At 60.6% G+C, this 18,253-nt stretch carries 18 protein-coding genes and 1 tRNA gene; 7 read left to right on the plus strand and 12 right to left on the minus strand.

The window, feature by feature from the left end; genetic code table 11:
• Positions 1 to 4: 4 nt before the first annotated feature.
• Together MHY08_RS05540 and MHY08_RS05545 are read left to right on the plus strand one after the other, a co-directional pair.
• A complete protein-coding gene (locus tag MHY08_RS05540) occupies positions 5 to 304 on the plus strand; it encodes a hypothetical protein (RefSeq protein WP_005323427.1) in 300 nt (99 codons plus the stop codon).
• A 108-nt stretch (positions 305 to 412) separates the two neighbouring features.
• The gene (locus MHY08_RS05545; RefSeq protein ID WP_005323426.1) at positions 413 to 616 is read left to right on the plus strand and encodes a hypothetical protein; all 204 of its coding nucleotides are present in this window, start codon (positions 413 to 415) and stop codon (positions 614 to 616) included.
• 56 nt (positions 617 to 672) lie between these two features.
• On the opposite strand, the gene MHY08_RS05550 is transcribed toward MHY08_RS05545, so the two are convergent.
• The 3 genes from MHY08_RS05550 to MHY08_RS05560 are packed head-to-tail and all read right to left on the minus strand — an operon-like array spanning position 673 to position 3,251.
• Positions 673 to 1,839, minus strand: a complete 1,167-nt coding sequence (locus tag MHY08_RS05550) for an ABC transporter permease (RefSeq protein WP_239235745.1) — start codon at positions 1,837 to 1,839, stop codon at positions 673 to 675.
• Positions 1,840 to 1,842: 3 nt separating this feature from the next.
• Entirely contained in the window at positions 1,843 to 2,742 is a 900-nt protein-coding gene (locus tag MHY08_RS05555; protein WP_239235747.1) for an ABC transporter ATP-binding protein, read from the minus strand.
• Between the two features lie 2 nt (positions 2,743 to 2,744).
• Positions 2,745 to 3,251, minus strand: coding sequence for a hypothetical protein (locus MHY08_RS05560; protein ID WP_239235749.1), 507 nt, complete (start codon positions 3,249 to 3,251; stop codon positions 2,745 to 2,747).
• A 99-nt stretch (positions 3,252 to 3,350) separates the two neighbouring features.
• Here MHY08_RS05560 and MHY08_RS05565 point away from each other — a divergent pair, with 99 nt between their 5' ends.
• A complete protein-coding gene (locus MHY08_RS05565; protein WP_239235751.1) occupies positions 3,351 to 4,148 on the plus strand; it encodes a MerR family transcriptional regulator in 798 nt (265 codons plus the stop codon).
• A gap of 64 nt (positions 4,149 to 4,212) precedes the next feature.
• Here MHY08_RS05565 and MHY08_RS05570 read toward each other — a convergent pair.
• The 5 genes from MHY08_RS05570 to MHY08_RS05590 form a co-directional block, all read right to left on the minus strand.
• Positions 4,213 to 4,286: transfer RNA gene (locus MHY08_RS05570), tRNA-Arg, on the minus strand.
• A gap of 53 nt (positions 4,287 to 4,339) precedes the next feature.
• Positions 4,340 to 5,914, minus strand: a complete 1,575-nt coding sequence (locus MHY08_RS05575; protein WP_239191532.1) for an alpha/beta fold hydrolase — start codon at positions 5,912 to 5,914, stop codon at positions 4,340 to 4,342.
• Positions 5,915 to 6,032: 118 nt separating this feature from the next.
• The gene (locus MHY08_RS05580; protein WP_239235752.1) at positions 6,033 to 6,653 is read right to left on the minus strand and encodes an LUD domain-containing protein; all 621 of its coding nucleotides are present in this window, start codon (positions 6,651 to 6,653) and stop codon (positions 6,033 to 6,035) included.
• On the minus strand, positions 6,650 to 8,155 hold the full coding sequence (locus tag MHY08_RS05585; RefSeq protein WP_005327611.1) for a lactate utilization protein B: 1,506 nt from the start codon (positions 8,153 to 8,155) through the stop codon (positions 6,650 to 6,652). Before MHY08_RS05585 ends, MHY08_RS05580 begins: the two co-directional genes overlap by 4 nt.
• Positions 8,155 to 8,940: a (Fe-S)-binding protein gene (locus MHY08_RS05590; RefSeq protein WP_204611449.1), complete on the minus strand. Its 786-nt coding sequence runs from the start codon at positions 8,938 to 8,940 to the stop codon at positions 8,155 to 8,157. Before MHY08_RS05590 ends, MHY08_RS05585 begins: the two co-directional genes overlap by 1 nt.
• Positions 8,941 to 9,152: 212 nt before the next feature.
• Between MHY08_RS05590 and argS the strand changes: the two genes are divergently transcribed.
• The 4 genes from argS to thrB all read left to right on the plus strand — a co-directional run bounded on the left by argS (position 9,153) and on the right by thrB (position 14,615).
• Positions 9,153 to 10,805, plus strand: coding sequence for an arginine--tRNA ligase (argS, locus tag MHY08_RS05595; protein WP_239235754.1), 1,653 nt, complete (start codon positions 9,153 to 9,155; stop codon positions 10,803 to 10,805).
• Positions 10,806 to 12,143 (plus strand): diaminopimelate decarboxylase, encoded by a 1,338-nt coding sequence (gene lysA, locus MHY08_RS05600; protein ID WP_239191524.1) that lies wholly within the window; start codon positions 10,806 to 10,808, stop codon positions 12,141 to 12,143.
• Positions 12,144 to 12,317: 174 nt separating this feature from the next.
• Positions 12,318 to 13,661 carry a homoserine dehydrogenase gene (locus MHY08_RS05605; protein ID WP_239235757.1) on the plus strand — a complete coding sequence of 448 codons (1,344 nt, stop codon included), beginning with the start codon at positions 12,318 to 12,320 and terminating at the stop codon, positions 13,659 to 13,661.
• A gap of 24 nt (positions 13,662 to 13,685) precedes the next feature.
• Positions 13,686 to 14,615, plus strand: a complete 930-nt coding sequence (thrB, locus tag MHY08_RS05610) for a homoserine kinase (RefSeq protein ID WP_239235760.1) — start codon at positions 13,686 to 13,688, stop codon at positions 14,613 to 14,615.
• Here thrB and MHY08_RS05615 read toward each other — a convergent pair.
• The 4 genes from MHY08_RS05615 to MHY08_RS05630 all read right to left on the minus strand — a co-directional run bounded on the left by MHY08_RS05615 (position 14,602) and on the right by MHY08_RS05630 (position 18,229).
• Positions 14,602 to 15,261, minus strand: a complete 660-nt coding sequence (locus MHY08_RS05615) for a metalloregulator ArsR/SmtB family transcription factor (protein WP_005323404.1) — start codon at positions 15,259 to 15,261, stop codon at positions 14,602 to 14,604. The genes thrB and MHY08_RS05615 overlap by 14 nt on opposite strands.
• Before the next feature lie 38 nt (positions 15,262 to 15,299).
• Positions 15,300 to 17,132, minus strand: a complete 1,833-nt coding sequence (locus MHY08_RS05620) for an ATP-binding cassette domain-containing protein (RefSeq protein WP_239235763.1) — start codon at positions 17,130 to 17,132, stop codon at positions 15,300 to 15,302.
• A gap of 3 nt (positions 17,133 to 17,135) precedes the next feature.
• Positions 17,136 to 17,900, minus strand: a complete 765-nt coding sequence (modA, locus tag MHY08_RS05625) for a molybdate ABC transporter substrate-binding protein (protein WP_239235767.1) — start codon at positions 17,898 to 17,900, stop codon at positions 17,136 to 17,138.
• Between the two features lie 68 nt (positions 17,901 to 17,968).
• Complete coding sequence (locus MHY08_RS05630) at positions 17,969 to 18,229, minus strand: DUF2249 domain-containing protein (protein ID WP_239235769.1); 261 nt, start codon at positions 18,227 to 18,229, stop codon at positions 17,969 to 17,971.
• Positions 18,230 to 18,253 lie beyond the last annotated feature (24 nt).

Here is an 18,253-nt window from a genome sequence, read left to right on the forward strand (position 1 = left end):
CTCCATGATGGGACAAGAGCTCTTTGAGCACCCGAAGAAGCAATATAAGACCTACGGGATCACCGCGTTGGAGGAGCTTAGCCCGCGCATCGGCGATCCAGAGGTGCACTTGGACGACGCCGCCAGCGAGGACCAGGTTGCCGCCATGGAGGAGGCACTAGAGGCCTACCCAGATTCCGCTCTCACCTATGACCAAGACACCGAGCTGTGGATCGTCGGCGCGGAAGAGGACATTGAGCGCATGCTTGGTGACCGCGAGTCCTTCGTAGAGGCGCTGCTCAATGATGAGGACCCAGGAATTTAATCGCCGATTTTCGGTGTCAATCAAAAGTGCGAGGAATGCGGCCTTCTGGGCGCTTAACTGTTAAGATATCCGTAGTTAATCCTCGGTGGATCGAAAGGTTTTATCATTATGAACGAGCGTGAGGCTCAGGAACAGCGCGAAGCAGCAGCCCGGGATAAGAGCAAGGGCTGGGTTTCCGTCTTCGTCCAGTGGATCCCGAACATGCTGCTGGCACTGGTAATGGTTGCTGCCATGTTCTTCGGTATGTACTACATCGAGCACGGCACCTTGGACATCACCCAGCCGATCACCAACGAGTTCATCACTCAGTAGCTTCGGCACATAGAAGAATCCGGCTCCCGCACTACGGCGGGAAGCCGGATTATTTTTTACTTGCCCAGCGCCTGGCGCCAGGTCATTTTGCGTCCATTATTCAAAATGGCGCGGCGGTAGATGTGACCGACCAGCACGATAATCAGTGCGGTCACCACAGCCATGAGCACATAGCTAGCTAGCAAGCCTAACCAGCTGAGGTTGCCCCCGGCCACCTGCATCGGAGCGACCAACATGGAAACCGGCGGCAACCAGGTCATTACCTGCATCCACGTGGCATCCAGGTGCATCCAGCCGAACATCGGTACATACATGGTGGCAAAGACGAGGAACAGGATAGGTGCCTGCGTGGACTGGAGATCCTCGGTGCGCTGCACCATCGAGCCGGCTGCAGCGTAGAGGCTGCCAAAGAAAAGCAGGCCGAGAATCTCGCCAACAAGGAGGACGGCTACCAAGCCGTAGTCCAGCTCGATGTCACTAGCCAATCCAGTCGTAGCAAGAGAGATAGCACCGCCGCCCAAGATGAGCAGCGTGGCTAGGAATCCAACGATGGTATTGCCCAGAATCTTGCCGGCCAAAAAGTCCACCGGACGCACGGAAGACAAGATAATTTCCACCACTCGAGACGACTTTTCCTCCGTGACGCGGCCGCCAATGAGGCCGGCGAAGGTCATGACGGAAAAGACGACCACCATTGCGCCAATGAGGACCGTGGCTACGCCGGCCATCTTTTGCTCTGAGCCGTCCTCTTCTTCTAAGTTCACCTGGTTGACTGTGGTGGATGGGGTAGCGTCTGCTAAGTCCTGTGGGTCGATATTGAGCTTATCCAGCGCCGTTGCTTGTGCTTGAGAAGACACGATTTGGTTGACCGTGGTAGTTACCGCGGCAGGCGTATCGCCCTTGCTGAGGAGATCCCAGCCGTCGTTCTCTGCCGGTACTAGGGCGGCATCGGCCTCGTCGTCTTCCACCAATTGCTGTGCTTCTGCGCGGTCTTTTGCCTCTGTGGCATCGATACCGGAATCATCAAAGGCAGACGCTTCCATGCCCACGACGGCTACGGAATCAGGTTCGTCATCGCCGCTGAAGAAGCTGATAGCAAGTGGCGCGATAATGGCGCCGAGGATGAGTAGCAGCATAGTGCCCACTACCATCTTCGACTTCAGCGCGACTGCCATCTCACGCTTGGCTACAACCCCGATGGTCTTCATTGCGGAATACTGCATGGCTTAGGCCTCCTCATTCTGGTTGCTGGTGACGACGTCCTGGAAAAGTTCGGTGAGATCTGGGATCTTGCGGCCGAAGGAATGCACCGGGCCAGCGGCTAAGGCCGACTGCAGGATCGTCTGGTCATCTACGGCGGGATCGGCTTGGAGCACTACGGCATCGGCAGTTTCTGCCACCAGCTCCGTGCCTTCCGGATACCAGCCGCGCGCTGGGGTAGCGACCTCGAAGCGAGGCGGGCCTTGGCTGCGCAGCTTATCGACGCCCCCTTCAGCCACCATATGCCCCTTCGTCACAATGCCCACGCGGTCACACAAGCGCTGCACCAGGTCCAACTGGTGCGAGGAGAAAATGACGGGCACACCTCGGTTGGAGCGCTCGCGCAGCATGTCTGACATGACGTTGACCGCAACCGGGTCTAGGCCGGAGAAAGGCTCGTCCAGAATCAGCATGTCAGGATCATGGATAAGGGAGGCCGCCAGCTGCACCCTCTGCTGGTTGCCCAAAGACAAGTCATCGAGCTTATCGTCCATACGCTCACCCAGGCCAAGCTGCTCAAGGAGCTCAGTGCCGGCGCGCTTGGCAGCGGGTTTATCCATGCCGTGCAGCGTGCCGAGGAAGACTAGCTGGCTCAGCAACGGCTCCTTGCCGTAGAGGCCGCGCTCTTCAGGCATATAACCTATGCGGCGGCGATTATCGTCATTAATTGGGGCGTTATCGAAATAGACTTCTCCGGAGTCTTTCGCCAGCACACCAAGCGCAATGCGCATGGTGGTGGACTTTCCGGCGCCGTTGGAGCCGACGAAGCCGAAGATTTCGCCTTCGCCAACGCTAAAGGTCATATCCCGCAGGGCTTGAGTCTCCCCGAAGGACTTATTGAGGTGATCGATGGTCAAAGTGGGCATGTTTAGTCCTCCGAGTTCTGGTTGAAGGTCAGTGCGTAGCCGACAGCGGGCAGGGTGGCAGAGATGAAATAACTAAAGAGCAGGTAGTAGCCGACTCCTAAGAGAAATTTGGTGCTATTTAATTCGAAGATATCTGCGCCCAGGAACCCAAAGTTGGATATGAAAGCAGCCGCGCTCCCGCCGATAAGCAATGACGTAGACAGCTTGAACGCCTTTTGCCGCCAGTGGTCCAGCACCTGGGCCTCATATTCATCGAGAGAGGCCAGAGGCTTCGTGTCCTTGGAGTCGATGGAAATTCGCAGAATGGTCCACGGTACGCACGAGAGCGCGATTGTTATCGACATGGCAAAGAGGGCCCAATAGGCGGAAAATGCTAAGGCAATGATGAGGAAAATCGCGGATACGGCCACGCAGCCATACATTGACGCGATTAATCCACGGGTAGGGCCGGGCCTGCGGAACCGTTCGGCGCGGATCGTTGTTGAAACTGGGGCGTCATTTGCTGTCATGCACCCAAGTGTTGCATAAACCCAACACTCTGGCAACAGTTTCTGCAGATTTTTCTTTGAGGTTGACCCTGACGCAGCGTAAGGCGCGACAATGAAGCCATGGACGACATCGATGAAGTTCTCTATACCGTTGGCGAGGTAGCAGCGCTCTTCCGCATCACGGTGCGCACTTTGCATCACTGGGAGGCACAAGGCTTGCTGTCTCCAACGTGGCGCAGTTGGTCCAACTACCGGCTGTACACCGAAGAAGACTGCGCCCGTGTGCAGAAGATTCTGATCTATCGCGCCACCGGTATGAAATTGACCGATATTAAACAGCTGCTAGATGGCGGTGCCTCCGACTTAGAACATTTGCGGAGGCAAAAGGAGAGCCTGCTCGCGCAGCGCGACAGCCTTACTGACATGCTGGCAGCAATTGACACCTTGATGGAGGATGCAATGAATAACCGAAAGCTCACCACCGAAGAAATCGGACAGATTGTCGGCGATGCCAACTTCGCCGCGCATCAACAAGAAGCCGAGGAGGCCTACGGATCGAGTGAGGATTGGGCTGTGTATCAGCAGCGCACTGCCGGCTGGTCGAAGAAAAACTGGAGCGATGCGCAAGCCGGCGTGGTTGAGGTGGAAAAGGAGCTGACCCAGGCCGTAGCGAGCGGTGCGGATGTGTGGTCGGAGGAGGCGCAGGGGCTCGTCGAAAAGCACCGCGAAGCATTAAGCGCCTTCTTTCCCGTCACGCCGGCAAAGCACTTCTTAATCTCGCGCGGCTACGTAGCTGACGAGCGCTTCCGTGCCCATTATGAGGCGCAGCAGGAGGGGCTGGCCCAGTGGTTGGCGGACGCGATTGAGCATGCGGCTAAGGCGCAAGGAGTGGATACTGTAAACCCGGAGTGGAAATAATTAGCGGGCCGGAAGATAAATAAGCCGCTGACCACTAGAAAGGTCTAGTGGTCAGCGGTAACCGTGTCCCCGACAGGGATCGAACCTGCGACCTTCGGTACCGGAAACCGATGCTCTAATCCGCTGAGCTACGGAGACATCGCTGGGAAAATTCCCAACGATGTGATTTTAGCGCATGGGGTAGTGGGGGACTAAATCAACCCGGGGGCGTCGGCAGTAGTGACTTCGCCGGTGCGCAGGTAGTGCACGCCAATGTCATCAACGACCTTATTCTTAGAGGCAAAGTGCCCATGGCCAGGGCCGTGGACGGTGACTACACGCGACTGCATCGGCTTGGAGAGGCTCGTGTGGTATTGGTACGGCGTTTGTGGGTCGCCCGTTGCTTGAATCTGGAGGGGCTTGGTGGCGAGCTTGGAGCCGTCGAGAGGTGCCTGGCCCGTGACCGGCGCACGTCCACCACAGCCTGCGCCGGAGCCGTAGAGAGAGTTGAATTGGGTGAAGGGATCAGCGCTGACGAAGTTGGACCACAGGTAGCTCGGGTATAGCAGCGGATTTCCAGGCACGGTATTTTCATTACAGACAATGAGGTTCTGCATATTCGACGCCTGAGCGAGGAATTCTTGCTGTTTGCGCAGTGTCTCTGGGTCAGGCTGCTCGGTGTCCATGGGCTCGCTGCCATTCAAGTGCTTGGCAAAGGCATCCCATTGCGAAGGGGTCGGTACAACCAGGAGGCGCGTCATGTTCAGTAACGGGGAGGCTACTTGCAGGGCGTTGGGGTTTTGAATCTTCTGGCTGAGGAACTCCGCCTGCACGCGCAATGGGCCGGTGGCGGTCATAATGTCCGCACCGGGCTGACCGGCAAATTCGAGGCCTGGAGGTAGGTCACCAATCTTGGCGTTCGGTGGCAAGACGGTAGGGCGTACACCTGCCTCACGAGCTACCTTTTGAGACCACTTTTCATAGACCTGCAGCGGGGTGGTGCCGAGGTGGTACTTGGCGTCATTTTTGGCAATGAACCCAAAGAGATCATGCAGTCCCTTTTCATAGCCACGCTGTTGCGAAGCAAAGATGCCATTCCACGCCAGCTTGGGGCTCATGCCCGAATCCAACAGGACCTTGCCGGTATGCTCCGGATACTTGGTGGCGTAGGCGGAGCCGAGGTAGGTGCCATAGGAGGTGCCGGCAATGTCAATCTTTTCTTCGCCCAAGGCGCGGCGCACCATTTCCCAGTCCTGCAGAGTATTCGCGGTGGTCAGCGAGTTGGTATAGCCCGGGGTGTGCTTTTCGCAGGCATCGCGGGTGAGCTTACCTACCTGGAGGCTTTCTTGGAGCGGATTACTGGTGGCCGTGGCATCGCACTTTACTGGCGTGGAGCCGGGCAAGCCACGCGGTTGTACACCGATGGTGTCCCACTCATCGCGCACGGCCTGTGGCCATGGATTAGCGCTATTGCCGGCCCAACCATAGGCATCGCCACTTGGGCCACCAGGGTTGGTAAACAATGCGCCACGGCGGGCGCTTGGCTTTGCGGCGGGAACGCGCACGAAGCCGACGCTAATGGTGCCGGCCTGTGGGTTGTCGTAATACGTAGGCACGTCGATGCGGCCGCATTCGGCATTGGCGACGTCCACTTGCTCGGGGCAGTCTTCCCAGGAAATGGCGGGCTTGGTTTCTTGCGGAGCGGCCGTGGCAATCGGCGCGGTGACACCAAGGGCGACCGCAGCAGCTCCGAGCGTGGCCGCAAGCTTAGAAGAAAAAGAAAGCATAGGTTAGGTCTCCAGAATAAAAATGATTGGTAGACCTAGCCTATGCTTTTTTGATGCTTTTAGCATCATTTTCACAGCAGGTGGGTGCCCTCACCGGTCGGGGCGAGGGCTATGCAACCTACTTGACGATGACAACGATGAGGTCACGCGGGCCGTGTACGCCCTCGACACGAGTGAGCTCGATATCGGAGGTAGCGGACGGGCCAGAGATCCAGGTTGCGGGCTTTTCCGGGTTCATGCGGGAGATGACCTCGGGGATGCCGTAGACGATCTCATCCTGGTGGACGATGCACAGGTGGCGGTCCGGAACCAGGGTCAGTGCGCGGCGACCGCAACGCTCGTCAGACTCGAGCACGATGGTGCCGGTCTGCGCGGAGGTGACGTGGGAATAAGTGACCACAGCGTCGGTCTCGTTCAGGGTGCGCGGATCGACGGACTTATCGTCCGGCTTGGCGTCGAAGCCCTCGAAAAGGGTGGCGTCCATGCCTTCGGCGTAACGAATGTCGTTGCACTTGCGGTCCTTGAGGATCGTGGCGATGGTCTGCTTGAGCTCGCGTTCCTCGGTGACGTGCACCTCGGCCTTGTAATCCTCGAGTCGGTCAATGAGCATATCGCGCAGCTCGTCCGCGTTCAGGGTGCCCTCGTGGTGGTAGTCGCGCGGGGCATCAACGTGGTCGGGGAGACCAGCTTGCTTCTGGGCGGAGCGGATGCGGCTTAGGATTTCCTGCTTTGCGTTCACTTTTTGGACTCCTCACGGGCCTCGGCAAGAAGTTCCTTGCCTTCTTCGGACTCGAACCACTGGCGGAAGGACTTCTTTGGCGGAACCGCGGTGTCGCGGCCCTCGGACCAACCGGACATAAACAGTGGCAGGGATTCGATGGTCTTGTTGGTGCCACCCAAGATGCGGCCCAAGGCGACCATGTGAGTTGCCTTGTTCCACAGCTTCGGGTTGCTCCACAGTAGCTGAATGGTCTTGAAGAGCTTCGGCTCGATTGGTGGGGTGGCGTGGGTGACCTTCTGGTGGCGGTTTTCCAAAATGACGTCGGAAAGCGGAATCTTCACCGGGCACACCTCGTCGCAGCGGCCGCACAGCGAGCACGCATAAGGCAGGCTGGCGGAAGGATCGTTGTGATCCTTCATGCCGGTCAGCTGCGGCGTCAGGGAGATGCCGATCGGGCCAGGGTAGACAGAGCCGTAGGCGTGGCCGCCGGCGCGCTCGTAGACTGGGCAAACATTCAGGCAAGCCGAGCAACGGATGCACTTGAGAGCCTGGTGGCCGATCGGGGAGGACAGGGCCGCGGTACGGCCGTTATCCAGCAGCACCAAGTGGAAGTTCTGCGGGCCATCGCCCTCAGTAACGCCGGACCACATGGAGGTGTACGGGTTCATACGCTCCGCGGTGGAGGAACGCGGCAGCAGCTGGAGGAAGACCTCCAGATCCTGGAAGGTAGGAACCAGCTTTTCGATGCCCATCACGGTAATGAGGGTCTCCGGCAGGGTCAGGCACATACGGCCATTGCCCTCGGACTCCACGATGTTGATGGTGCCGGTTTCTGCCACGCCGAAGTTGGCGCCGGAGATGGCAACCTTGGCCTGCATGAACTGCTCGCGCAGGAACTGGCGGGATGCCTCGGCCAACTCTGCTGGATTAGCCTGCAGGGTGTCATCGGTATTTGGCATCTTGTTGACGAAGATATCGCGAATCTCCGCGCGGTTGCGGTGGATAGCCGGAACCAGAATGTGGGACGGCTTATCCTCGCCCAGCTGCACGATGAGCTCGGCCAGGTCGGTCTCGCGTGCGTTGATGCCCGCTGCCTCCAGGTGCTCGTTCATGCCGATTTCCTGGGTGGCCATGGACTTAACCTTGACCACGTCGGTCTCGCCGGTGGCGCGAATCAGACCCTCAATGATCTGGTTAGCTTCCTTGGCGTCGCGTGCCCAGTGGACGACGCCTCCGCGAGCCTTGACTGCCTCTTCGAACTGCTCGAGCAGCTCTGGCATGCGGGCGGCAACGTCTTCCTTGATGGCGGAACCTGCAGCGCGCAGCTCCTGCCAATCGTCCAGCTCCTCCACAGCGTTGGAGCGCTTCTCACGAATGGAGGTGGTGGCGTGCTGCAGGTTGTGGCGCTGGGTGGCGTTATTCAGGCCAACGTGTGCCAGGGGAACAAAGGCCTTGCTGCCGCGCAGGTTGCCGTAGCCTTCCGGCGCGCGCGGTGGGGTGGTATCGAGGAAAGAGGTCATTAGAGCATCGTCTCCTTGGAGTAAGCGGCGGAGGTCGGAGTCCATGGGTGCTCCTTGGTGGAAGCCAGGATCTCAGCCATGTGAACGGCGCGGACGCCGGAACGCTGGCGGCTCAAGGCGCCGCCGATGTTCATCAGGCAAGAGGAGTCACCGCCGGTGACGAACTCCGCCTCGGTTTCCTTGATGTGGCGAGTCTTATCGGTGACCATCGCGCGGGATACCTCTGCGTTCTTGATGGCGAAGGTGCCGCCGAAGCCACAGCATTCTTCCTTATTCGGAAGGGTGACCAGTTCGATGCCTTCGACTTCCTGCAGTAGCTGCAGTGGGCGGTCGCCCAGCTTCAAAAAGCGCAGGCCGTGGCAGGAGGGGTGGTACGTCACGCGGTGAGGGAAGAATGCGCCCACGTTGGTAACGCCTGCCACGTCTACCAGGAATTCCGGTAGGTCCAGGGTCTTCTGGGTGGTCTTGCGGGCGCCGTCGACGTCGGCGGAGTTGCCGTAACGGTCGGCGATGCGCTCGTGCTGCTCACGAACGGCACCCACGCAGGAGCCAGAGGCAGCAACGACGTAGTCGATGGAGGGATCTGCGAAGGCATCCGCATAGGAGCGGATCATGCCCAGGGTTTCCTTCTGGTAGCCGGTATTGATGTGCATCTGGCCGCAGCAGGTCTGTTCCTCCGGGAAGACCACCTCGTGGCCCAAGCGGGAGAGAACCAGTGCCGTTGCCTTTTGTACGTCCGGGAAAAGGGCGTCACCAATGCAAGTGGAAAATAGCGCAATGCGCATACGGTGCTCCTCGTTGATTCTTGACATGGGGGGTAGGCACAACCCTACTCCTTTTAAGCAGTACGTGCGTAATGCGTCCCTTTGTTGACCAGCGATTATTTCGCAATATCAATGTTGCAAAAAGTTGTTATCAAACGTTTGTCCTGCAAAGAGGAGTTTTCTGGCCCGGCCCTTTTCACACTTGACTTTTCAGTCCACTAGAATCGTGCGACATGACACCAGCTGATTTGGCCACATTGATTAAAGAAACTGCCGTTAAGGTCATGGAAAGCCATGAGCTTGATTCCTCCGTTTTGCCGGAAACGGTAACCGTAGAGCGCCCACGCAATCCTGAGCACGGCGATTACGCCACCAACGTGGCATTGCAGGTGGCTAAGAAGGCAGGTGCAAACCCGCGCGAGCTGGGCGGCTGGTTGGCAGAGGCCTTGGCGGACAATGATGCTGTTGCAGAGGCCGACATCGCGGGCCCTGGTTTCATTAATATTCGCCTAGCTGCCGACGCCCAGGGAGAGATCGTCACGCAGATCCTTCGCGCCGGCAAGGAGTACGGTTCTAACGATTCCTTTGCGGGTAAGAAGGTTAACCTCGAGTTTGTCTCCGCTAACCCGACCGGGCCGATCCACCTCGGCGGTACCCGTTGGGCGGCCGTGGGCGATTCCCTGGGCCGCGTGCTGGAGGCCTCTGGCGCGGAGGTCACCCGCGAGTATTACTTCAATGACCATGGCGGCCAGATTGACCGTTTCTCCCGTTCCCTGGTGGCTGCTGCGAAGGGCGATCCTACTCCGGAGGATGGCTACGGCGGAGCCTATATCCAGGACATTGCCCAGGCCGTCGTGGAGAAGAACCCATCCGCGCTAGAGGGCAGCGACGAAGAGGTCCAGGAAGCTTTCCGCGCAGACGGCGTGGAGATGATGTTTGCGCAGATCAAGCAGTCCCTGCACGAGTTTGGCGTGGACTTTGGTGTCTATTTCCACGAGAACTCCCTCTTCGAATCCGGTGCGGTCGATGCCGCGCTGGAAAAGCTCAAGGCCGAAGGCCATATGTACGAGGCCGAGAATGCGTGGTGGCTCAAGTCCACCGTTTACGGCGATTCCAAGGACCGCGTGGTGGTCAAGTCCGATGGCAATGCAGCTTATATTGCAGGTGACATTGCCTACGTGGCCGATAAGTTCGACCGCGGACACGATTTGAATATCTACATGCTCGGCGCTGACCACCACGGCTATGTGCCACGCTTGAAGGCTGCCGCAGCCGCCTTGGGCTACAATGCCGACGCCGTCGAGGTGCTCATTGGCCAGCTGGTTAACCTCCTACGCGATGGCAAGCCAGTGCGCATGTCCAAGCGTGCGGGCACGGTCATCACCATGGAGGATCTCGTGTCCGCCATCGGTGTGGATGCTTCCCGTTATTCCCTGGTGCGTTCCTCTGTGGACCAGAGCATCGATATTGACTTAGGCCTGTGGGAATCCCAGTCCTCCGATAACCCCGTCTACTACGTGCAGTACGGCCACGCCCGTCTGTGCTCTATCGGCCGCAAGGCAGCCGAGCTGGGCGTCGATGCGGAAGGCGCGGATCTTTCCTTGCTCACCCATGATCGCGAGGGCGACCTCATCCGCACCCTGGGTGAGTTCCCAGCCGTGGTGGAAGAAGCCGCGCAGCTGCGCGAGCCGCACCGCATCGCCCGCTATGCCGAGGACCTCGCTGCAGTCTTCCACCGCTTCTATGACTCCTGCCAGGTTCTGCCCAAGGCTGGCGAGGACGAAGCTCCTATCCATGGTGCCCGCCTCGCGCTGGCACAAGCCTCCCGCGTGGTCTTGGCCAATGCCTTGACCATGGTGGGCGTGAGCACTCCGGAGAAGATGTAAGTGGCGGATTTCAATGAGCTGCCGGCCCACGTCTGGCCGCGCAATGCAAAGCGCGAGGAAGACGGCGTAGTAACCATTGCTGGTGTTCCGCTGCCGGATTTGGCGGAGGAATTCCAGACCCCGCTCTATGTCTTCGATGAAGATGACTTCCGGTCTCGCTGCCAGGATATGGCCCGCGCTTTCGGTGGACCCGAGCACGTGCACTATGCCTCCAAGGCATTCATTTCGAAGAAGATCGTGAACTGGGTCAATGAGGAAGGCCTGTGCTTGGATGCGGCCTCGCTCAATGAGCTCAAGATTGCCTTGGCCGCGGAGTTTCCGGCCGAGCGCATCACCACGCACGGCAACAATAAGGACGATGAATACCTGCGTTTGTGCGTAGACGCCGGCGTGGGCCACGTGGTCATTGATAACGAGCTCGAGCTGGAAGAACTCAATCGCATTGCGGGCGAGGCTGGCAAGGTCCAGCCGGTGATGATCCGCGTCAAGCCGGGTGTTGATGCGCATACGCACGAATTCATCGCCACGGCGCATGAGGACCAAAAGTTCGGCATTTCGCTCGCCACGGGTGCGGCCTTTGCTGCGGCCAAGCGTTGCTTGGAGGCGGACAACCTGCACCTGAGCGGCCTGCACTGCCACGTGGGATCCCAGGTCTTTAATGCGGAGGGCTTCAAACTTGCCGCAGAGCGCGTCATGGGGCTGTACCGCCAGATTTATACCGAGCTGGGCGTGACGCTGGAAGAGCTCGATCTGGGCGGCGGCTTTGGTATTCCCTACATGACTTATGAGGAGGCGCTGGATATCGAGCGCGTGGCCGGCGATATGCTCGGCGCGGTCAAGCACACCGCAGAGGAGCTGGGCATTGAGGCGCCCTTCCTCTTGGTTGAGCCCGGTCGCTCCTTGGTTGCCGGCTCGGCGGTGACCGTCTACCGCGTGGGTACCGTCAAGGATGTAGAAACCGGCAAGTCGGATCTGCCGCTGCGCCGCTATATCTCCGTCGACGGTGGAATGTCAGACAATATCCGCCCGGCACTCTACGGTTCGGCCTATGACGTGCGCGTGGTCAACCGCTTTAGCGATGGGGAAGAGGTGCCCTCCCGCGTGGTGGGCTTCCATTGCGAGTCCGGCGATATTCTCCTTGAAGACGGCGAGCTACCCAATGATATCCAGCCGGGAGACTTGATCGCCTTTGCTGCTACCGGTGGCTACCAGTACATGATGTCCTCGCGCTATAACGGTGCGGTGCGCCCGGCGGTCGTCGCCACGCGCGTGGGCCAGACCAAGCCCATGCTGCGCCGCGAGACCATCGAGGATCTTCTTTCCCTCGAAGTGGACTAGCCCGGCCACTCGGCCCCCGTCACAGCGCCTAATTTAATTCAGGGCCTGTGACGGGGACTTTTCTATCTGTTGACCCATTTACGGCGAAAGTAGACAGCTTGTTCTGTATAGTGTCCTGTATCCGCTTTTAGCGGGCACTAAACCTTTACCCCAACCGCACAATGGAGACGGATTATGGCTGCATCGACTAGCGAGCTTCAGGCACACGAGCATTCCGGCAAGGGCGAGGGCGAGAACGTTGGTATCGCGCTGCTGGGCTTTGGCACCGTTGGTGCTGAGGTCTTTCGCCTGCTGGGAGAGAATGCTCATGCCTTTGCTCACCGCATCGGTGGCCCAGCCGAGATTCGCGGCATCGCCATCCACAATAAAAATAAGCTGCGCCCGGGTGTGCCCCAGGAGTTGTTGACCGATGACGCCAAGGCGCTCGTCGCCCGCGACGATATCGACCTTGTGGTTGAGGTTATCGGCGGTATCGACTTCCCACGCGAGCTGGTGCTCGCCGCACTTAATTCCGGAAAGTCCGTGGTGACCGCCAATAAGGCCCTGGTTGCCGCGCACGCAGACGAGCTGGCGGAGGCCGCCGACCGCGCCGGTGTAGATCTCTACTTCGAGGCTGCCGTAGCCGCCGCGATTCCGGTAGTGGGCATGCTGCGGCGCTCCTTGGCTGGCGATCAGGTAGAGCGCATCTCCGGCATCGTCAACGGCACCACCAACTTCATCTTGGACGCGATGGAGTCCACGGGCGCTTCCTATGATGAAGCGCTGGCGGAGGCTACCCGCCTGGGCTATGCCGAGGCCGATCCCACCGCGGATGTAGAGGGCCATGACGCCGCCTCCAAGGCCGCCATCATGGCGTCTTTGGGCTTCCACACTCGCGTGAAGTTTGAGGACGTCCACTGCGAGGGCATTACCAAGGTCACCGCCGCGGATATCGCCGCGGCCAATGATGCCGGCTATTCCATCAAGCTGCTGGCCATTTGCGAGCGCCTTAAGCGTGAGGACGGCTCCGAGGCGGTCAATGCCCGCGTGCACCCCACGTTGGTGCCCAAGGAGCACCCGTTGGCCTCCGTGAGCGAGTCCTATAATGCCATCTTCGTCGAGGCCGAGGCCGCAGGTTCCCTGATGTTCTACGGCAATGGAGCGGGTGGCAATCCTACGGCTTCTGCCGTGCTTGGCGACGTCGTCGGGGCAGCCCGCAATATCGTCCACGGCGGCCGCGCCCCAGGCGAGAATACCTATGCCAACCTGCCTATTGCAGACTTTGGTGAGGTAGAAACCCGCTACCACATCGATATGGAAGTCCAGGACCGCACCGGCGTCTTGGCCGCCATCTCCGCCGTCTTTGCCGACAACGACGTTTCCCTGCGCACCGTGCGCCAGGAAGACGGCGAGGACACCGCCCGCCTCATCGTGGTCACCCACGCCGCGAAGGAGGCCACCTTGGACACCATTGTGGCTGCCTTGGGCGAGCTCGAAGAGGTCAATGCCGTTCATTCCGTAATCCGCCTCGGCAGCTAGCCCAGCCAAATAGACTGGATAGCTATGAGCATCGAAGTTGAAGTCGGCACTAAAGCCATCGTGACCGTTCCCGCCTCCACGGCGAACCTGGGCCCAGGATATGACACCTTGGGCATGGCGTTGAGCCTGTATGACACCGTCGAGGCAGAGGTCACCACCTCGGGCCTTACGGTGGAGATTTTCGGCGAGGGTGCAGAAGACCTGCCGCGCGATGGCTCCCACTTGGTGGTCAAGGCGATTCGCTCCGCACTCTCGGCGGCCGACGCCACCGTGCCCGGCCTGCGGGTGGTCTCGCATAATAATATCCCGCAGTCGCGCGGCCTGGGTTCTTCCGCTTCCGCCGCGGTGGCGGGCGTGGCCGCCGGCAATGCGCTGGCGGGAAGCCCCCTGACCCGAGAGCAAGTGGTGCAGCTTTCTTCCGCCTTTGAGGGCCACCCCGATAATGCGGCCGCCTCCGTGTTGGGCGACGCCGTGGTGTCGTGGACAAATGTCCCTGTCGACGGCCATTCTTTGCCGGACTACCGCGCCGCGTCCATCAAGGTGCACGAAGATATCCGCGCCACCGCGCTCGTGCCTGATTTCCACGCCTCCACCCAGGCGGTGCGCCGCGTCCTGCCTTCACACGTGACGCATTCGGATGCGGCGTTCAACGTCTCGCGCACCGCGGTGCAAGTGGCGGCATTGCAGAACTACCCGGATCTCCTGTGGGAGGGAACCCGCGATCGCTTGCACCAGCCGTACCGCGCGGATGTGCTTCCCGTGACCGCGGAGTGGGTCAACCGCCTGCGCAACCGCGGCTATGCGGCCTACCTATCCGGCGCCGGCCCCACCGTCATGGTGCTGCACACCGAGGATATTGAGCAGAGCATTCTTGCCGACGCCCGCGAGCAGAACCTCCGCGTCATCGACCTCACCGTGGCCGGCCCCGTCCGCGTGGAGCTTACGCAGGCTTAATTTTTAGCCGGCACACGTTGGGGTGCTGGCGCGGTACCAAGGTGATCGAGGTGTCATCATCGCTGGTTTCTTGCAGGAAGCCAGCGTGTACCGCGCACAGGAACGGCGAAGGCTCAAGACCCGAAGAGACAAAGGGGCAAGCATGAAGCTCGATGTCGGTCGAGTCCGGCTTGGTGGCAGGATCAAAGCCCATATCGCGCAGGGTGGCAAAAAGCGTATCGAGCGCACCATTGGAGGCATCCGCGCCCGCGGCGCGCGCCCAGCGTCGCCCGATCTCGAGGGCCTTGGCTGAGGCGGCGTCATCAAGCTCTTCCTTATCCGCCAGCATCGTGGTCAGCACTTCCACCAAGGTGATGTATTCCTCTGCCACCGCTTTATTATCCGGAATGCGGGCTTGGAAGATGAGGGAGGGGCGCCCGCGGCCCTTACTCGGCGCGGAGACTACGTTGACGGCCCCAGCGTTGACCAGCTCATCGATGTGTCCGCGGGCGGTGTTGACGTGCATGCCTAGTTCCTCGGCCACGGTGCCGGCCTTGGCGCCTTCGGGGTGGCGTTGCACAGCGGTGAGCACCTCGCGCTGCTTGGGCGAGAGGTTGAGGGCCTCCGGAAAGAGTTCGGTGGTGGGACGAGGAAGTGAATCAGGCATAGTAGAAATCCGCCTTGGGGTCTGCGAATACAGAAAAACTAGTTGGGGTGGACAAAAACGTTTGCTTTAGACACTGTTAAGGATACGATGTTACCCACCGCGACGCCTAAAGCGAACTCGCGGTCTACCGGCACTGTAGCCTCCTGGCCGCCCAGATCAACGCGCAGCTGCATCGCCGCGAGGCTGGTGGCCTCGACTGCAAGGACTCGCACCGCCCACTGATTGCATGGTTCCTGTGCCGAGCCAATTGTGGACGCATGCGGGGCAAAGGTCACCGCCACCTTCTGCCCGGGCTCAAAAGAAGCATCCTCTGTGGTCGCCAGAACGGTAATATCGCCGCACGCGACCTCTACCGCGGACGCGCCGATCTCGGTTACGGTTCCTTCGAGGCGGTTGAGCCCCGCTAGAGCCGCAACGAAGCCTGTCGGCGGTGCCTCAAGTAGCCGCGCGGTTGCGCCGTGGGCCCGCACTTGGCCGGATTCCATGACCAGCATGTCCTGCGCCAGGTGCGCAATATCGAGCGCATCATGGGTGACAAGCAGCGTGGTACGGTCTGCGCGGGCCGCGTGCAAGAAGCGGCGCCACCTCTCGGCCGATTTCACATCGACTGCGGCAAGGGGTTCGTCCACAATCAGGACGGCCGGCCGTGCGGCTAGCGCGCGCACCAGCGCTACGTGGGCGGCCTGGCCGCCGGACAGGGCGGGCACGGGGACGTCGGCAAGCTCGTGCAATCCCGCCGCAGCCAGGAGTTCCTGCGCACGGGCTTTATCGCGGGTGACCATGGCGACCGCCTGCACGGCCGTCGACCGCGGTGGCAATCCCGGCCGCTGGGTGAGCAAGACGACGTCGGCGCCCTCCGGGGAGATCTCCCCGCCGCTCAGGCGCCCGGCAGCGTGCCCCATCAAGGTCGTCTTGCCGGAACCATTCGGGCCCACCACGGCCGTAATGGCGCGCGGGGAAAAATCCGTGCGCACACCGTCGACGGTCACAGACAGCGCCGGCGCATCAGTGGGCCGGGTAAGGGCGCGGAGCTTATCGACGTCCATCCCATGCAACCTCTTGGCCTGCGGATGGTAGCTCCGCCGCCGCAGCACGGGCAAGCCCGCAAGCGCCAGGCAGGCCAAGGCCAACCCGATTAGCAGCGCGGAGAGCACGTACGCGCCATCCGCATCGACCTCGCGCTCTAAGTAAATGCCTAGGGGCATGGTGCGGGTAACACCGGGCTGCGAGCCGGCAAAGGTCAGGGTCGTGCCAAATTCACCCAGCGAGCGCGCGAAGGCCAACCCCGCGCCCGTGGCCAGGGCCGGTGCGATAGAGGGAAGGGTAATTTTGCCCAGGACCTCCCACCGGCCCAAGCCGACGCCGCGCGCAGAGGCGAGGATTTCCTGGTCCAGCTGGCGCAGCGCCGAATCGACCGCCACCACCACAAAAGGCAGCGCCACAAAGGTCTGCGCCATAACGACCCCGGGAAAGGCGAAGGCGAAGTGGATGCCGAGGGCGTCGAGAAGCGGGGCCAGGTACCCCTTGCGGCCGAAAGCTGCGGTAAGGGCCAAGCCGCCCACCACCGGTGGCATGGCCAAGGGCAGGTAGACCAAGAGGCGCACTACGGCGCTGCCGCGGCCGAGCTGCTGCACCCACAGGGCCAGCCCCAAGCCCAGCACGAGCGCAAGGATCATGGATTGGAAGGCGGCCGCCACTGAGATGGGCAGCATGTCCCGGATCTCGTCGCGCGCGAGGTAGTCGCCGATGCGCGCCCAGGGCACGCGCAGGCCAAGGGCGGCAACAGGGACGATGATGGTGGCTACCGCAATGAGACCAATGAGGCCGATAAGAAGCGGGGCTTTGGGGCGAATAGGCTGTGGGGCGGACATAGTCTACTCCGCCGGGGTGAAGCCGCGCTCGCGCCAGGTGGACGCAAAGTCGCCGCTCAAGATATCGAGCACCGCGCGAGCCTGGTCCGGGTGGGAAGTCTCCTTGGCGACGGCGCCAAGGATCTGGTTAGAGAACTTCTCTGCTCCAGGTATGTCAATCACCTCGACATCATCGGCGGCCGCGGCGGCATCGGTGGAATAGACCCACCCAGCATCCGCCTCACCCGAGGCAACCTTTCCTAAAACGTCTGCTACCTGGCGCTCCTGGGAGGAAGGATGGACGTCAAGGCGCTTATCGTCGATGATCTGGGAGGAGATATCGCCACAGGGAACTTGGGGATCGCAAAGCACGAAGTGGTGGGAGTGGGGGAGATCCTCCACTGACTGGATTCCCGCCGGGTTGCCCTTGGGCACGACCATGACCATGACATTGGTGGCAAGCACCTCGGGCGTGGCAACCGTGCCATCCTGCACCGCCTTATCCATGGTCTTTTTCGATGCCGTGAGGAGAAGATCAGCCGGGGCGCCTTCGCGCAGCTTGCTTACCAAATCGGAGGAGCCGCCATTTTCAAAGTTCAGATTTACCGGCGGCGTGAGCTGGCCTGCGCGCTGACTTAGTTCGTCATTGATGACGCGGGTGGAGGATGCAGCCAGGACATTGAGCGTGGGAGCATCCGCGTCCTGGGCGGAGGTCGTTGACGTTGGGGGAGCGCAGGCCGCAAGGGCGAATGCGATGGCGGCGAGGAGTGCGGCGGCGCGCTTCTTCATCTGCGGAGGGCTCCTTCTACAGCGGAGAGTGTGACCTATCCAGGATAGCCCTCCGCCCCGGCAATGGTTTAGCTCACGCGGGTGAACTTGATATGGAAATCGTTTTCTTCTTCCTTGAGGTAGTCCAGCTCGAAGTTCTCCTCGCGAGCCTCGACCTCCTTGAGCAGGGGAACCGGATTATGCGGGGCGATGAGGATCATTGCTTCGCCCACGTTGAGGGTGCCGAGTGCGCCGTGGATGGCGCCGTGGCGAACGGCGTGCGGAATTTCGGAGGCATTCAGAGTTGGGATGGAGTGTGGCTTATTGGCATCGGAGATGGGCAGTTGCATAGCGAGTGGTCCTTTCTTAAGGGG

This window comes from Corynebacterium sp. ACRPJ, from assembly GCF_022347345.1.
Lineage (GTDB): Bacteria > Actinomycetota > Actinomycetes > Mycobacteriales > Mycobacteriaceae > Corynebacterium > Corynebacterium tuberculostearicum_D.

Excerpts from the sequence above, each read along its gene's own strand:
- argS (WP_239235754.1), top strand. The coding sequence starts at position 9,153 with ATGACACCAGCTGATTTGGCCACATTGATTAAAGAAACTGCCGTTAAG.
- MHY08_RS05630 (WP_239235769.1), bottom strand. The coding sequence starts at position 18,229 with ATGCAACTGCCCATCTCCGATGCCAATAAGCCACACTCCATCCCAACT.
- MHY08_RS05555 (WP_239235747.1), bottom strand. The coding sequence starts at position 2,742 with ATGCCCACTTTGACCATCGATCACCTCAATAAGTCCTTCGGGGAGACT.
- MHY08_RS05550 (WP_239235745.1), bottom strand. The coding sequence starts at position 1,839 with ATGCAGTATTCCGCAATGAAGACCATCGGGGTTGTAGCCAAGCGTGAG.
- MHY08_RS05585 (WP_005327611.1), bottom strand. The coding sequence starts at position 8,155 with ATGACCTCTTTCCTCGATACCACCCCACCGCGCGCGCCGGAAGGCTAC.
- MHY08_RS05540 (WP_005323427.1), top strand. The coding sequence starts at position 5 with ATGATGGGACAAGAGCTCTTTGAGCACCCGAAGAAGCAATATAAGACC.
- MHY08_RS05605 (WP_239235757.1), top strand. The coding sequence starts at position 12,318 with ATGGCTGCATCGACTAGCGAGCTTCAGGCACACGAGCATTCCGGCAAG.
- MHY08_RS05560 (WP_239235749.1), bottom strand. The coding sequence starts at position 3,251 with ATGACAGCAAATGACGCCCCAGTTTCAACAACGATCCGCGCCGAACGG.
- MHY08_RS05620 (WP_239235763.1), bottom strand. The coding sequence starts at position 17,132 with ATGTCCGCCCCACAGCCTATTCGCCCCAAAGCCCCGCTTCTTATCGGC.
- MHY08_RS05590 (WP_204611449.1), bottom strand. The coding sequence starts at position 8,940 with ATGCGCATTGCGCTATTTTCCACTTGCATTGGTGACGCCCTTTTCCCG.
- MHY08_RS05545 (WP_005323426.1), top strand. The coding sequence starts at position 413 with ATGAACGAGCGTGAGGCTCAGGAACAGCGCGAAGCAGCAGCCCGGGAT.
- thrB (WP_239235760.1), top strand. The coding sequence starts at position 13,686 with ATGAGCATCGAAGTTGAAGTCGGCACTAAAGCCATCGTGACCGTTCCC.
- modA (WP_239235767.1), bottom strand. The coding sequence starts at position 17,900 with ATGAAGAAGCGCGCCGCCGCACTCCTCGCCGCCATCGCATTCGCCCTT.
- MHY08_RS05575 (WP_239191532.1), bottom strand. The coding sequence starts at position 5,914 with ATGCTTTCTTTTTCTTCTAAGCTTGCGGCCACGCTCGGAGCTGCTGCG.
- MHY08_RS05615 (WP_005323404.1), bottom strand. The coding sequence starts at position 15,261 with ATGCCTGATTCACTTCCTCGTCCCACCACCGAACTCTTTCCGGAGGCC.
- MHY08_RS05565 (WP_239235751.1), top strand. The coding sequence starts at position 3,351 with ATGGACGACATCGATGAAGTTCTCTATACCGTTGGCGAGGTAGCAGCG.